The organism is Acinetobacter colistiniresistens (assembly GCF_000413935.1).
GTDB lineage: Bacteria > Pseudomonadota > Gammaproteobacteria > Pseudomonadales > Moraxellaceae > Acinetobacter > Acinetobacter colistiniresistens.
Genome location: NZ_KE340376.1, coordinates 219,743 through 233,257, shown reverse-complemented (window position 1 = coordinate 233,257; position 13,515 = coordinate 219,743). Strand labels below are relative to the sequence as shown.

At 42.3% G+C, this 13,515-nt stretch carries 16 protein-coding genes; 6 read left to right on the top strand and 10 right to left on the bottom strand.

From position 1 onward, the window contains the following. Positions 1-130 precede the first annotated feature (130 nt). Positions 131-532: a hypothetical protein gene (locus tag F907_RS16345; RefSeq protein WP_016651159.1), complete on the top strand. Its 402-nt coding sequence runs from the start codon at positions 131-133 to the stop codon at positions 530-532. A gap of 67 nt (positions 533-599) precedes the next feature. Here the strand turns inward: F907_RS16345 and lpxO are convergent, their stop codons facing one another. The 3 genes from lpxO to trhA all read right to left on the bottom strand — a co-directional run bounded on the left by lpxO (position 600) and on the right by trhA (position 3,722). Next, the gene (gene lpxO, locus F907_RS16350; RefSeq protein WP_016651158.1) at positions 600-1,505 is read right to left on the bottom strand and encodes a lipid A hydroxylase LpxO; all 906 of its coding nucleotides are present in this window, start codon (positions 1,503-1,505) and stop codon (positions 600-602) included. Positions 1,506-1,664: 159 nt separating this feature from the next. Next, positions 1,665-2,975 (bottom strand): MFS transporter, encoded by a 1,311-nt coding sequence (locus F907_RS16355; RefSeq protein WP_016651157.1) that lies wholly within the window; start codon positions 2,973-2,975, stop codon positions 1,665-1,667. A gap of 105 nt (positions 2,976-3,080) precedes the next feature. Further along, positions 3,081-3,722 (bottom strand): PAQR family membrane homeostasis protein TrhA, encoded by a 642-nt coding sequence (gene trhA, locus F907_RS16360; protein WP_032861695.1) that lies wholly within the window; start codon positions 3,720-3,722, stop codon positions 3,081-3,083. Between the two features lie 101 nt (positions 3,723-3,823). Between trhA and F907_RS16365 the strand changes: the two genes are divergently transcribed. Both F907_RS16365 and F907_RS16370 read left to right on the top strand, forming a co-directional pair. Continuing rightward, entirely contained in the window at positions 3,824-5,038 is a 1,215-nt protein-coding gene (locus F907_RS16365; RefSeq protein ID WP_016651155.1) for a class I SAM-dependent methyltransferase, read from the top strand. Positions 5,039-5,055: 17 nt separating this feature from the next. Beyond that, a complete protein-coding gene (locus F907_RS16370; protein WP_016651154.1) occupies positions 5,056-5,484 on the top strand; it encodes a GNAT family N-acetyltransferase in 429 nt (142 codons plus the stop codon). A 33-nt stretch (positions 5,485-5,517) separates the two neighbouring features. Here the strand turns inward: F907_RS16370 and F907_RS16375 are convergent, their stop codons facing one another. The 6 genes from F907_RS16375 to F907_RS16395 form a co-directional block, all read right to left on the bottom strand. Then, a complete protein-coding gene (locus F907_RS16375) occupies positions 5,518-5,751 on the bottom strand; it encodes a hypothetical protein (RefSeq protein WP_016651153.1) in 234 nt (77 codons plus the stop codon). Next, positions 5,744-5,926 carry a hypothetical protein gene (locus tag F907_RS19095; RefSeq protein ID WP_032861662.1) on the bottom strand — a complete coding sequence of 61 codons (183 nt, stop codon included), beginning with the start codon at positions 5,924-5,926 and terminating at the stop codon, positions 5,744-5,746. Before F907_RS19095 ends, F907_RS16375 begins: the two co-directional genes overlap by 8 nt. Before the next feature lie 31 nt (positions 5,927-5,957). Next, complete coding sequence (locus tag F907_RS16380; protein WP_016651152.1) at positions 5,958-6,812, bottom strand: patatin-like phospholipase family protein; 855 nt, start codon at positions 6,810-6,812, stop codon at positions 5,958-5,960. A gap of 66 nt (positions 6,813-6,878) precedes the next feature. Beyond that, positions 6,879-7,103: a hypothetical protein gene (locus F907_RS16385; protein WP_005244151.1), complete on the bottom strand. Its 225-nt coding sequence runs from the start codon at positions 7,101-7,103 to the stop codon at positions 6,879-6,881. 166 nt (positions 7,104-7,269) lie between these two features. Then, positions 7,270-9,405, bottom strand: a complete 2,136-nt coding sequence (locus F907_RS16390; RefSeq protein ID WP_016651151.1) for a 3-hydroxyacyl-CoA dehydrogenase NAD-binding domain-containing protein — start codon at positions 9,403-9,405, stop codon at positions 7,270-7,272. Positions 9,406-9,415: 10 nt separating this feature from the next. Continuing rightward, positions 9,416-10,621 carry an acetyl-CoA C-acetyltransferase gene (locus F907_RS16395; RefSeq protein ID WP_016651150.1) on the bottom strand — a complete coding sequence of 402 codons (1,206 nt, stop codon included), beginning with the start codon at positions 10,619-10,621 and terminating at the stop codon, positions 9,416-9,418. A 216-nt stretch (positions 10,622-10,837) separates the two neighbouring features. On the opposite strand from F907_RS16395, the gene F907_RS16400 reads away from it, so the two are divergent. From F907_RS16400 to F907_RS16410, 3 genes are all read left to right on the top strand, one after another. Next, positions 10,838-11,935, top strand: coding sequence for an agmatine deiminase family protein (locus tag F907_RS16400; RefSeq protein ID WP_016651149.1), 1,098 nt, complete (start codon positions 10,838-10,840; stop codon positions 11,933-11,935). A gap of 85 nt (positions 11,936-12,020) precedes the next feature. Continuing rightward, positions 12,021-12,563, top strand: coding sequence for a shikimate kinase (locus F907_RS16405; RefSeq protein ID WP_016651148.1), 543 nt, complete (start codon positions 12,021-12,023; stop codon positions 12,561-12,563). Continuing rightward, positions 12,560-12,991, top strand: a complete 432-nt coding sequence (locus tag F907_RS16410) for an NUDIX hydrolase (protein ID WP_016651147.1) — start codon at positions 12,560-12,562, stop codon at positions 12,989-12,991. Before F907_RS16405 ends, F907_RS16410 begins: the two co-directional genes overlap by 4 nt. Position 12,992: 1 nt before the next feature. On the opposite strand, the gene F907_RS16415 is transcribed toward F907_RS16410, so the two are convergent. Next, positions 12,993-13,478: a GNAT family N-acetyltransferase gene (locus F907_RS16415; protein ID WP_016651146.1), complete on the bottom strand. Its 486-nt coding sequence runs from the start codon at positions 13,476-13,478 to the stop codon at positions 12,993-12,995. Between the last annotated feature and the right edge of the window lie 37 nt (positions 13,479-13,515).

Sequence of the window (13,515 nt, the reverse complement as noted above, 5' to 3'; positions counted from 1 at the left end):
AGCTAAAATAAGAAAGCAGAGCATGAAGCTTTGCTTTTTTACGAGAATTTACTTGAGTCTAGGCACGCTTTGTAGTTTCATAATTGCACTTAGATATCTTGATTGAGTTCGCATTAAAAGCGGGAAGACAATGAAAAAACCATTACAACTTTTAATTTTGGCAAGTGCTGCAGTATCGGGTTTTGCATTTGCAGATGATGCGCCACAAACCACAACAGTGGATAAAGTACTGGCAGCAAAGGGTAGTAATACCGCAGAAGCACAAGTCAAGCGTGAAGTGACTACGGTTATTAGTCCACGTACTGGCATTCGCTATACCTTAGGTGACACTGAGAACCGTCCAATCGTAATGCAAACAGCTGCTATTGCACCTGCAAATTCAGCAAATATTAACCGTATTGTGGCATCAAACCCTGCATTGTCAGCACAAAGCCAAGAGAAGGCGAAAATTGCTCTGATTGGTGAAGCAGCTGTTCAAGCGGCGAATGCTGCGGCGGCCCAAACAAGTACACAAACAGCAAAAGCAAACTAACATCAGTTTGTTTTCCATAAAAAAAGAGATGCTAATGCATCTCTTTTTTTATGGAAAACTTAGCAGCTTATAGAAGGCTTGGCAGCAAGATCAGGCCAATCAGGATGGCAAATAGCAACCATTTAGACACATAGTACAGCGGACGGTTACGCTCTTTTAGACCTCGGCCATAATGATGTACTGCATAACCATATTTAAAAATACGGTTAATAAAACCAGTCTTGTCTTGATCATCATTGGGCGAGCTTGCAGCAGACATGACATTGCGGCCAAACCAATGATTGAACTTCTGTGCCCAGCCCCATTTCATTGGACGCTCAATGTCACAGAACAAGATAATACGGGTTTCATCAGTTTTGTTTTCGGCCCAGTGCACATAGGTTTCATCAAACACGGTGGCTTCGCCATCTCTCCAGCTATATCGCTCTTGATCGACTTCAATAAAACAATCATCGCTATTCGGTGTGACTAGACCAAGGTGATAACGGACAGAACCTGCATAGGGATCACGGTGTTTACCTAAGTAACTGCCAGAAGGTAGTTCAGTAAACATCGCAGCTTTGACGGAAGGGATACTTTCTAACAAAGCAACTGTTTTTGGGCAAAGTTGTTGCGCAGAAGGGTGGCTGTCTTGATACCATTTCAGATAAAAGCGTTTCCAACCTCGTTTAAAGAAGGTGTTAAACCCTGCATCATTGTTTTTTTCAGAGGCTTTGATTTGGTTTTGGAGTTGAATCGCTTCTTCACGAATCACTTGCCAGTTGTCTTGTAATGGTTTGAGTTCTGGAAATTGCACCACATCAAAGAAAGGCTGGTTCGGTAATTTAGAAAAGCCAGTCATAAACATGTTGATTGGTGCTAAAAATGTTGAATGGTCAAATAATTGTCGAGATGCTTTTAAGCGCTCTTTACCACGTAGATAAGTATATAAAAAGCTGATTAAAAATACGGCAACGATAATCACTGCGTACATAACACAATCGTCTAAAAAAAATGAAGGCGGTTATTTTAGCACAAAAAATATTTGGATGAATGCTATCCTAAATGTAACTTTATAAGATAAAAAATGATGATTTGAATGGGATTTCAGATGGTCTAAATTGATATTGTGTAGACCATCTGAATAAAGACTTTAAATTTGATTATTTACGTCATCATGTTTGGTTTCCCGGATCATTAAAAATGCGATCAGGGAGAGAATTGAAGCGACACTGAGATAGAGACCTACAGCGCCAAGACCATAACTCTCTGCAAGCTTGGTGGCAATATAAGGCGCAAAGGATGCACCAAAGATACCAGCCAGGTTAAAGGTTAATGCAGAACCTGTATAACGGACGGAAATTGGAAAAATCTCAGACAGAACCGTACCAATTGGCCCATAGGTTAGGCCCATAATGGAAAGACCAATACACAGGAACAAGAACACCAGAATTGGACTACCTGAACCTAATAGCGGAGCAAAGCACAATCCGAATAGTGCGGAAAGAATACACACAGCAATCGAAGTATTTTTACGACCAAACTTCTCTGCCAAAATTGCCGACAGTGGAATAAAGGCGGCAAAACATAGGGTTGCTACCAGTTGTAACACGAGGAAGTCACCACGAGCATAACCAAGTTTAGTGGTTCCCCAATTCAGTGCGAACACAGTGGTCAGATAGAACACTACGAAAGTACAAATCGCAGCAATGGTGCCAAGAATCAGCATTGGCAAGTGTTTGGTCATGACTTCTTTAAAAGGGACATTCACTTCTTTTTGCTTGTTTAATACTTTTTGAAAGGCTGGGGTTTCATGCAGTTTTAGGCGAATGTATAAACCGATCAAGACCAATACTGCACTGGCAATAAATGGGATACGCCAGCCCCAAGCCATGAACGCTTGTTCAGACATAAAGGCATTCAGTAACAGAAATGAACCTGTTGCAAGGATGAAACCAATCGGCGCACCTAACTGCGGGAACATACCATACCAAGCACGCTTGCCCTCTGGTGCGTTCTCAGTAGCAAGGAGTACGGCACCACTCCATTCACCACCTAAGCCTAAACCTTGGCCTAAACGGCATAAGGCAAGCAACAATGGGGCAGCGAGGCCAATTTGTGCATAGGTCGGAAGTAGACCGATACACACGGTAGAAATTCCCATAGTTAACAAGGCTGCAACCAGTGTGGCTTTACGTCCGATCCGATCACCAAGATGTCCAAAGAGTGCTGCACCAATGGGACGAGCAATAAAGGCGATGGCAAAGGTTGCCAGTGATTTGAGTACTGCAGCACCATCGCTACTTTCAGGGAAAAATAAATGTGGAAAAATCAGAACAGCAGCTGTGGCATAGATATAAAAGTCAAAAAACTCAATCGTGGTACCGACAAGGCTGGCAAATAATACCCGTACTTTTGAATTACTGGCCACTTCTGGGGTGGCCGTCGTAGTGCTCGACGACATACAAGACCTTCATGTTATTCATTCAAGAAACAGAATAATGACTGTCTTGAAAAATTCCTTTTGAATGTGCAGTTTTACTTCGAAAACTTAATGCTATATATGGACTTATAATACATAACAATAGATTGCCAAAAAGTGTAATCCTGCCCCTAATAGCACAAAAACATGCCAAATTGCGTGGGTATATCTTACCTTTTTTAAGGCATAAAACAATGTGCCGATGGTATAAGCCAATCCCCCAGCGATGAGCAGTTGTACCGCTTCTTTAGACAGGTAACGTTGCATATCATCCATGACTAGAACAGCGAGCCATCCCATGACTAAATAGGCGGCTAAAGAAAGCTTTTGGAAGCGATGAATGAACACCAGTTTGAACAGTGTCCCGATCAGGGCAATGGTCCATAAGGCAATCAGTAAATAATGTGCTTTGGCAGTCGGAATGGCGATACTGAGAAAAGGGGTATAGGTGCCTGCAATCAGATAGTAAATCGCGGTATGATCCAGTTTCTTATACCAATAGCGTTTGCGTTCGTCTTGGGCAAAGTGATACAGCATGGAACTACTTAGTAACAGTACCAGACTAAAGCCATAGACCCATAAACTGATCCATTGTCCCAAAGGCAGGCCATAGCCTTTGATGATCAAAAAGATTGAGGCAATTAAAGCCAATACTGCGCCAGCCCCATGACTATAGGCATTAATCAGTTCTTCTTTGGGGTCATAGTCCAGCAATGTGTTTGTGTTCATCAAGCGATCTGGTTGCATAAAAATACAACTGTATCGTAATGCAATTTCCCTTTTAAAGTAAGACGCTTTAAAATTTAGTTTCTATTTGTCAGGTTTTCATTATGTTTGCGCCGAAATTTTCTTTTGAACAAGAACAGCAGTTTTTCTTGGATATCCAGCAATCTATTGAAAATAAAAGCTTTGATCGTCTGATTTTGAGTCAGTACAAAGGCGAAATGGCGCAATTAGAAAAGATGACTTTCCGTGTGATTGAACTACAGGGGCAGGCCGCCTTGTCTTGCTTATATCATTACACCACACAAGACATGACCAAAAACTATGCGATTGATGAAGGTTTAGAAAAAATTGCTGAGCTATTGAACCTGTCTAAGCAAGCCAATTTATTCACTTCTGATCAAGATATTCAACTCAAGAAAAATAAAAAGAAAGCCATGTTGAATACTCAGAAAAAACAAGCGTCAACCATCAAAGTTGAACAGCAGCATGATCGTGAAAAGCAACGTTATGTGCAACAACAAAGCCCATTTTTAAAACATTTGGGGATTACCGATGAAAAAGGGCAAATCGTTCCAAGCATGGCGCGTAAGTGGAAACAGATTAATAAATTTATTGAAATCTTTTCACATGCCTATGAGCAGATTGATGCCGCTCAGCAAGAGTTGAATATTGTCGATTTTGGTTCAGGTAAGGGCTATTTGACCTTTGCCTTATATGATTATCTGCAAGCGCAACAGAAAACACCGTTAATCACGGGCGTTGAGCTACGTTCAAACTTGGTTGAGTTTTGCAAGAATGTAGTTGATCAAGTCGATTTTAACCATCTTGATTTTTTTGAAGGGGATGTGCGGAGTTATCAACCTGAAAAACTGGATGTGATGATCGCCTTACATGCTTGTGATATTGCCACTGACTTTGCCATTCATACCGGTATTCGTCTGAATGCGTCGATGATTATGTGTGCGCCGTGTTGCCATAAGGAACTGCGTCCACAATTACGCAGTCCAGAAGTATTACAGCCGATGCTACAATTTGGCATTCATGCAGGGCAACAGGCTGAAATGCTGACCGATACTTTGCGCGCTTTATTGCTAAAAGCCTATGGCTATGAAACCAAGGTATTCGAGTTTGTGTCTTTGGAGCATACCAGTAAGAATAAAATGATTTTGGCGACCAAACGTAAAGATCTGCAACAGCCTGATCCAAAAATCATGCAGCAAATCCAAGCTTTAAAAGCCATGTATGGGATTGAAAAACAAAGTCTGGAATTATTATTACAGGATCAAATGCCAATCGAGAATATTGGTTGTAAGTGTTAATCAAGTCTGAGAAGAACATGTATAAAGTTAAACAGGGAAGTTGGGATCAATTACAGCATGATGCAAAATTGATTCGGGCATTGGTTTTTATTGAAGAGCAGGGAATTCCTGACGTTGATGAATGGGATGATCAGGACGCAATTTCACAGCATTTTGTTATTTATGACCAAGAGCAGCCGATTGCAACAGCACGGGTATTGCCCAATAACAGTGTTGGGCGGGTTGCCGTACTGAAAACCTATCGTGGACAAGGTCTTGGACAAAGGATCATGCTTGATATTATTGCCTATGCGCAGCAGCAGGGTCGTGCTTTTTTGCATCTGTCTTCGCAGGTGCATGCAATGTCATTTTATCAGCAGCTTGGTTTTACTGTGAAAGGAGATGAGTATGATGAATGTGGTATTCCACATATTGAGATGGTCATGCCAATCACAGGACAGGTTTGACTCCCGAAGATTGGCATCCATCGATTTTACTGACTACTGCTTAGATTGTGCTGCCACTTCTGAGCTTGCAGGCGCCGCTTCCTGAGCAAGCTCTTTTTGCTGTTGTGCCTTACGTTGTGCGCCTGGCATATAATTAGGCTCTTGGGTCATGGCCAAATAGAAAAAGCTTAAAAAGATGGTACTGAGTACCCCGACAATGATGACAAATTTCCATCCCAATACTGTTTCTTCATTTGAATCTTTTTTTGGGGATGGTTGGTTATTCATAATAAATTCCAAAAATAACAAAAACAAAACTAGATTTTGCGCCTTTTGCGGCTGATTTGCCAAGTGGAAATATACACTTCTTGATTGTGTTGAGTGAGTCAACACTTTGAATGGTGTGCACGGATGAGATTTCTGTCATCTCATCATTTTTAGCATCAGCATGATGTGTGGCCATTCAAAGTGTTGTTGACTTGATCTAGAGATGATTAAAGTGTGTTCCAGTCTTCAATCGCCTTAAAGCCTGTTTCCAGACCGACATCATAACTATAGCGAATTTTGGTCTTATCCTTGGAAAGACGACCTGCCATGTTTTTTAAATCAGGGGGACACACTTCTAGAATTTTCTGATCAGAGGTTGAGCGGGTAAATTCGACAGCATCGTTATAACGTTGGGTGCGAGTCAAAAGACTATGTGCAAAACCGCGTTGCTGCTTAAACAGGTATTTGGCAAGCAATTGGTCACCTTTACTGCTGGCCTTATAATAATTTTTGGGGCGAGTTCTGAGTACCATGAGTTTAGAGACATCTTGCTGTTGCGCTGCCCAATGTACGGGCAAGGCATCGGCAACACCCCCATCAAAGTAGGGCTCACCAAACACTTCAACGGCTTGACGTGTTAATACTGGAATCGAGCTCGAGGCTCTTAAGCCATCAAGAATGTTGTCTTTTGAGGCTTTGATATAGGTGGCTTCGCCGCTAATGGCATGGGTCAGCACCATATAAAATTCAGGATGATTGGCAAATAGATGGGCTTGATTGAGCGGATGTTCTTTTTCAACGATGTCCCACATCCATTTTAAATCCAGTAAGTCACCACCTTTGAAAAAGCGACCATATTGGATAAATTCAGAACGAAGCGAGTGGTCGAGGTAGAGATTTAGCGTACGGCCTTGCTGTGCAGCAAGATAATTGGCGACATTGGTCGAACCTGAAGAGACACCAACGCAGAGATCAAAAGGGTTAAATTGTTGCTGTAAAAATGCATCTAAGACACCACTGGTGAATGCGCCACGCATGCCACCGCCTTCAACGACCAGTGCCTGACGATTTTGTTGAAGCATTGAAAATCTCGAGTACCATGATAAACCCATGTTTTACACGGATTTATCATATTCGACAATAACACTTTAGTGATTGTGTTGATGTGCTTCAGTTGAGCCAGTTTCTGTCGACATTGAGGATTGTGACATTTCAGCAGGGGTTGCCGCTTTCTTCTGGTTCATTGGCATATAATCTGGTTCATTGTTAATAGCCAAGTAGAAAATCACCATAAACAAAAAACTAAGAATTGTGGTGATAATTAATGCTTTCCAGCCCCAAGGCGAAGTTTCTGGGCAGAGTTTTTCAGACATAAGAAATTTCCAAATGATGCAAAAAAATAAAGCAGAATTGCTAAAGTTATAGCATAAATTGTGATGCATTACTCAGATGTTTTGCTGTGATTTTGTCGAACCTATAAAAAAGCCCGTACAGACAAGGAGTTCCATACGGGCCTTAATCGGCTTGGCTCAATCGAGATTATTGAATCACAGCCTTTTGCTGTGCTTTTTCTCTCAATAACTTTGGTGGCGTGAAACGTTCACCATATTGAGTAGCCAGTTGCTCGGCACGCTGCAATGATTTTTCAATGCCATTTTGATTCAGGAATTGAATCGCACCACCTGTCCAAGGGGCAAAGCCAATTCCAAAAATCGAACCGACATTGGCATCAATCACAGATTCTAATACGCCTTCTTCATAGCAACGTAACGTATCCAGTGCCTGTACAAACAGGAAACGGTCAATCATGTCTTGTTCAGAAATGTTGTTGTCTTTCTGCCAGCGACTAAGCCCATTCCATAAATGTTTTTTTCCATTTTCAGGATAGTCATAGAAACCTGCACCTGCCGCTTTGCCTTTACGGTTTAGCTCGTGAATCATGGTATGAACGACTTCGTCCACCGGGGTTTTCGGTAAATCTTTGCCTTCCGCTTGCAGGGCTTTACGGGTTTCTGCTGCAACATGTTCAGTCAAGGTTAGAGAGACTTCATCCTGAATCGCCAGTGGACCAACCGGCATACCTGCTTTCAATGCTGCCATTTCAATCTTCGCTGGGTGTACACCTTCTGCGAGTAAACGCATCCCTTCTTGGATAAAAGTACCAAACACGCGACTGGTAAAGAAGCCACGGCTGTCATTCACAACAATTGGAGTTTTGGCAATTTGCTGAACAAAGTCATAAGCCTTCGCCAAAGTTTCGGCAGAGGTCTGTTTACCTTTGATAATTTCAACCAGTTGCATTTTATCGACTGGACTAAAGAAATGTAATCCAATGAACTTTTGAGCATCTTTACTCGCCGTCGCCAAACCTGTGATGGGCAGGGTAGAGGTATTCGATGCAAAGATTCCACCTTCTGCCAAATATTGCTCAGCTTCTTGGGTCACTTTGGCTTTCAGTTCCTGATTTTCAAACACCGCTTCGATGATTAAGTCACAACCTTGCAAGTCAGCTGCATCAGCTGTTGCTGTAATCAGTGCTAAGACTTGGTCACGTTTTTCTGCGGTCATACGACCTTGAGAAACACGCTTATCGAGAAGTTTTTGCGAGTACGCTTTACCTTTCTCTGCATTTTCAACAGAGACATCTTTCAGGATCACAGGGATGCCTTTGATTGCGGTTGAATAGGCAATACCTGCGCCCATCATCCCTGCACCTAACACACCGACTTTGGTCGCTTGCCATTTTGCAACTTCAGCAGGGCGGCTTGCGCCTGATTTGATTGCATTCAGACCATGCCAGAAAGTACCGATCATATTTTTAGAAATCTGACCGACTGTGAGTTGAGTAAAGTAACGTGATTCGATCCGTAAAGCGGTGTCAACATCTACTTGCGCACCTTCAACCGCAGCCGCCATGATTGCTTCAGGCGCAGGATAGCAACCTTTGGTTTTGTCACGCAGCATTGCAGGGGCAATCGCAAGCACTTGTGCAACCGCAGGCGTTTTCGGATCGCCCCCTGGAATTTTGTAGCCTTTCACATCAAAAGGTTGTTGCGATTTCGGATTGGCTTTGACCCAAGCAATGGCTTTGTCCAATAGCTCTTGCTCATTTTCAGCAGTGTCATGTACCAGACCCAGTGATTTCGCTTTATCCACGCCAAACTGCTTACCTTCCATCAAGAATGGAAATGCATTTTGTAAGCCCAACAAACGCACCATACGCACGATACCGCCACCGCCTGGCAGTAAACCTAAGGTCACTTCAGGCAAACCAAATTTGGTTTTTGGATCATTGATGGCAATACGGTAATGACAGCCTAATGCGATTTCCCAACCACCACCCAGTGCCGTACCATTTAATGCAGCAACAACAGGCACACCTAAAGTTTCAATCGCACGTAAGTCACCTTTGAGCTCTTCAATCATTTTGAAGAATTCAGTAGCATGTTCAGGTTGTACTTGAATCAATTCATCCAAGTCGCCGCCTGCAAAGAAGGTTTTCTTGGCAGAACGGAAAATAATGCCTTTTAGATCGGTTTCTGTTTTAAGCTTTTGGCTGACGTCATTGAGTGAATCACGGAATTCTGCATTCATGGTATTGGCAGATTGACCCGATGAATCAAGAGTAAGAATTACAATATTGTCCGCGTTTTTTTCGTATTTAATAGCGCTCATGTTGTTCTCCTCACACCAACTCAATAATGGTGGCAATCCCCATTCCACCACCGACACACAATGTAGCCAAGCCACGTTTTTTACCTTGACGCTCTAACTCATCCAGCAAAGTGCCTAAAATCATCGCACCAGTCGCACCCAATGGATGACCCATGGCAATAGCACCGCCATTGACATTGACTTTCTCGGCTGGAACCTTGAGTTCATTGATAAAGCGCATTACGACTGCTGCAAAGGCTTCGTTGACTTCAAACAGATCGATGTCATCAATGCTTAAGCCTGCTTTGGCCAAAGCTTTACGTGCAGCAGGGGCAGGACCTGTCAGCATGATGGTTGGGTCTGTACCCACCAAGGCCGTTGCCAGTACTTTGGCACGTGGTTTTAAACCTTGTTCTTTGACGGCTTTTTCAGAAGCCAATAACACCACCGCAGCACCATCAACGATGCCTGAGGAGTTACCTGCATGATGCACATGGTTAATTTTTTGTGCTTCAGGATACTTCTGTAAGGCAACTGAATCAAAGCCCATTTGTCCCATCATTTCAAAGCTGGCATTGAGTTTTGCCAAGCCTTCAACCGTGGTATTGCCTTTAATAAATTCATCTTTTTCTAAGATCAGCACACCTGAATGATCTTTAACAGGCACCACAGATTTATCGAAGTAGCCTTTGGCTTGAGCCGCAGCCGCTTTTTGCTGCGAACCGACGGCAAAAGCGTCTACATCTTCACGGCTATAACCATCTAAGGTGGCAATGAGGTCTGCACCAACGCCTTGTGGTACAAAAGACGATTTTAAGTTGGTTTCAGGATCAAGTGCCCAAGGACCACCATCAGAACCCATTGGGATACGTGACATCGATTCCACACCGCCAGCAACCACGACATCTTCCCAACCTGAGCGGACTTTTTGTGCTGCCAAATTGACGGCTTCCAAACCAGATGCGCAGAAACGGTTGATTTGTACGCCGGCCACATCATCATTCCACCCTGCGGCAATCGCAGCGGTTTTGGCAATATCGCCCCCTTGATCGGCGATCGGCGTGACACAACCTAAAACGATGTCATCGACTTTTGAGGTATCCAGTTGGTGGCGTTGTTGTAATTCATTCAATAAGGATGTGAGTAAAGTAATAGGTTTGACTTCATGCAGTGAGCCATCTTTTTTTCCTTTTCCGCGTGGCGTGCGAATGGCATCAATAATGTAGGCCTCGCTCATAGCTTTTCCTTGTATCACCTTAAAATTGTTGTTTATCGAGTGTACTCAATTTAAGTGTCAGTGCAATGATGATAAACATTGACAAGTTTGATGTTTTTCGCCAATGGGATGAGAAATTCAGACAATCGTTAATTTTGGTGTCTTTTGATATGTTTGATAGTGTCTTCGATTAGACTAGTGCTTGAAATGAGAGATAGAAATGATGAGCGAAAGCACATGATAAAAACCAAGCGTCACTATGCAGCGATGGCATTGATCTTATCACTTTTTGGATGCGATACATCTGGACGGGATGTTGAAAACAGCACAGCAAAGCAGGGTAAAAACAAGATGAGTCAAACTTATTCCAATCAAGTTGCTGATGATAAAATGTTGTTGGTATTGTCTGCACCTTCTGTGCACGATCCTTATTACAAATCTGCGTTTCAACGGATTGTCGATTTCCAGATTGATTATGCAAAATCGATTTTGGGCAATGACAATGTGGTGATTGTGGTCGATAAAGACACTAAGCCGTATTTCACAGGCAAAGTGCCTGAAGATATTTTACTGATGGATGATGTCCGTGATATTTGGATGCGCGACTTCACTACGGTTAATCCAATGCAGCCCGTGCAATTTACCTATACTTGGGCCTCGATGACCAAGAAACAAAGTAAAGATGTGCAAAAAAGTTTTAGTCAGTTTGCTGATCGTTATCACATTCAAAGAGCCAAAACTGATTTGATGATTGATGGAGGTAATCTGGTTGATGACTATGCGGGTCGTATCATTACTACCACACGTTTTATGGAAGATAATGAGCTTAGCTATAACGAGGCCAAACAAGAGTTAAAAGCCACGCTGGGTGCAACTGAAGTTGCGATTCTGGAACCTGATGAAGAAGTGCTGGCACATTCAGATGGTATGGTCAGTTGGGTGGATAAAAATACCTTGCTTGTGAATGACTATTCAAAAACGCCATCATTTAGAACAACAGTAATGAAGGAGTTAAAAGCTTCTTTTCCAACTGCAAAAATTGTGGAAGTGCCTGTTGAATATAAGACCAATCCGAAAGGTCAGTGGGAAGGTTTTGAATCGGCCTGTGGAGTGAACTTAAATGCCACAGTCACGCATAATAATATTTATGTGCCAACCTTTAATATGCCACATGACCAAAAAGCACTTACGATCATCCAGCAAAATACCAGTAAGAAAATCATTCCTGTGAATGCGGAAAGTGTTTGTCCAATGGGCGGCAGTGTGCGTTGTCTCACTTGGCAGGTGACAGGGAACAATGCAGCAAAACTGATCCAAGCTGCGAGAGATAAGTAGTTGATTTACAACTTGCATCTGCGGATTCACAAGCCGATGCAAGTTGTATAAACTCACCTGCCATTTTTATAATGCGCATAAAAAAATGAAATTTATTAATATTATTGGTACCACAGGTTCGGGGAAGTCTACGTTTGCTCGACAGTTGGCGCAAAAACAACAATTACACTACATCGAACTGGATAATTTACTTTGGCTGGATGATTGGCAAGAATCGCCCCATGATGAATTTTTTTGTAAGCTCAAATCGAGTATGGACGCGGCTCAGGCAGGTTGGGTGATTGATAATCTGTATACGCGTAGTGTCGATATGATTTGGTCTAAGGTCGATACGGTGATCTGGTTGGATTATTCATTTTCGATCAATTTATATCGACTGACAAAACGAACTTTGTGGCGGGCTTTGAGTCGAAAACGATTGTGGGAAGATTCGAACAACAGAGAAAGTTGGAAAATGATGTTTTCCAAAAAATCGATTTTTCTTTGGATGTTGCAGAAATATCCGCAAAATAAGCAACGATATTTAGCCATGATGCAACATCCAGACTATCAGCATATTCGGTTCATTCATCTGACTTCACCTCAGCAGGCTGCTGCATTTTTACAGCAGATTGAGGCGAAACAATGACATTTATCCGTGCCAAAGCTTTATGTCTATTTCGTCATAATGACAAGGTGTTACTTGCAAAAGCGTATGATCCCAATAAGGATGAATATTTTTTCAGACCCATTGGTGGTGGGATTGAGTTTGGGGAAACTTCTGTAGAGGCGATAGAACGAGAAGTCGAAGAGGAAATTCAGCAGCAATTGACCCAGCCTAAACTTATCTGCGTCATAGAAAATATATTTAGCTTTGATGGGCAGCAAGGCCATGAAATTGTGTTTGTATATGATGCTGAATTTGTAGACTCGCATATGTATCAGCGACATGAGATACAGGGTTGCGAAACCAATGGACATACCTATATCGCACAGTGGCTGAGTCGAGAACAAATCGCACTCACTCAATATCCTGTTTATCCAAAAGGCATTGAGCAATGGCTATTCAATGCGTAGATCATTTCAAGCTTGAGTTTATGGACTCATTCGATAAATCTAAATGAAAGAATTGGTTGTAGGCTGATTCGGTATATTCTGCGAAAGCTGCACCTTCAACAAAACCAAACTTCTTATAAAGTTTGATTGCTGCATCAAAGTGAACGTCTTTTCCCGTTTCTAAACTGACTTTTTGATATTGACGCTCTTGAGCAAGTTTTAGTAAAAACTCAAGCAATTGTGCTGCCACACCTTGGCGCAAATAGGCAGGATGCGTCCGCATAGATTTGATTTCTGCATGATCGGGTGTCAATTCTTGGATTGCACCACAGCCCAGTAATTCATTATCGTTCCATAAGGTATAGACGCTAATTGAATCTTTTTGCAGACTGCTGAGGTCTAATGCAAAACTATGTTCAAGTGGGGTATTTTGATGTAGGCCATGCAAATGGATATAAATCAAATTTTGAACTTGTGGGTGAGAAAAGTCAGCTTTTTTAATGATCATTGTTATTCAAGCAAATTGTAGAGGTCTGCTTGATTAT

Coding starts and splice junctions, on each gene's coding strand:
- F907_RS16345 (WP_016651159.1), top strand. CDS start 131: ATGAAAAAACCATTACAACTTTTAATTTTGGCAAGTGCTGCAGTATCG.
- lpxO (WP_016651158.1), bottom strand. CDS start 1,505: ATGTACGCAGTGATTATCGTTGCCGTATTTTTAATCAGCTTTTTATAT.
- F907_RS16355 (WP_016651157.1), bottom strand. CDS start 2,975: ATGTCGTCGAGCACTACGACGGCCACCCCAGAAGTGGCCAGTAATTCA.
- trhA (WP_032861695.1), bottom strand. CDS start 3,722: ATGAACACAAACACATTGCTGGACTATGACCCCAAAGAAGAACTGATT.
- F907_RS16365 (WP_016651155.1), top strand. CDS start 3,824: ATGTTTGCGCCGAAATTTTCTTTTGAACAAGAACAGCAGTTTTTCTTG.
- F907_RS16370 (WP_016651154.1), top strand. CDS start 5,056: ATGTATAAAGTTAAACAGGGAAGTTGGGATCAATTACAGCATGATGCA.
- F907_RS16375 (WP_016651153.1), bottom strand. CDS start 5,751: ATGAATAACCAACCATCCCCAAAAAAAGATTCAAATGAAGAAACAGTA.
- F907_RS19095 (WP_032861662.1), bottom strand. CDS start 5,926: ATGGCCACACATCATGCTGATGCTAAAAATGATGAGATGACAGAAATC.
- F907_RS16380 (WP_016651152.1), bottom strand. CDS start 6,812: ATGCTTCAACAAAATCGTCAGGCACTGGTCGTTGAAGGCGGTGGCATG.
- F907_RS16385 (WP_005244151.1), bottom strand. CDS start 7,103: ATGTCTGAAAAACTCTGCCCAGAAACTTCGCCTTGGGGCTGGAAAGCA.
- F907_RS16390 (WP_016651151.1), bottom strand. CDS start 9,405: ATGAGCGCTATTAAATACGAAAAAAACGCGGACAATATTGTAATTCTT.
- F907_RS16395 (WP_016651150.1), bottom strand. CDS start 10,621: ATGAGCGAGGCCTACATTATTGATGCCATTCGCACGCCACGCGGAAAA.
- F907_RS16400 (WP_016651149.1), top strand. CDS start 10,838: ATGATAAAAACCAAGCGTCACTATGCAGCGATGGCATTGATCTTATCA.
- F907_RS16405 (WP_016651148.1), top strand. CDS start 12,021: ATGAAATTTATTAATATTATTGGTACCACAGGTTCGGGGAAGTCTACG.
- F907_RS16410 (WP_016651147.1), top strand. CDS start 12,560: ATGACATTTATCCGTGCCAAAGCTTTATGTCTATTTCGTCATAATGAC.
- F907_RS16415 (WP_016651146.1), bottom strand. CDS start 13,478: ATGATCATTAAAAAAGCTGACTTTTCTCACCCACAAGTTCAAAATTTG.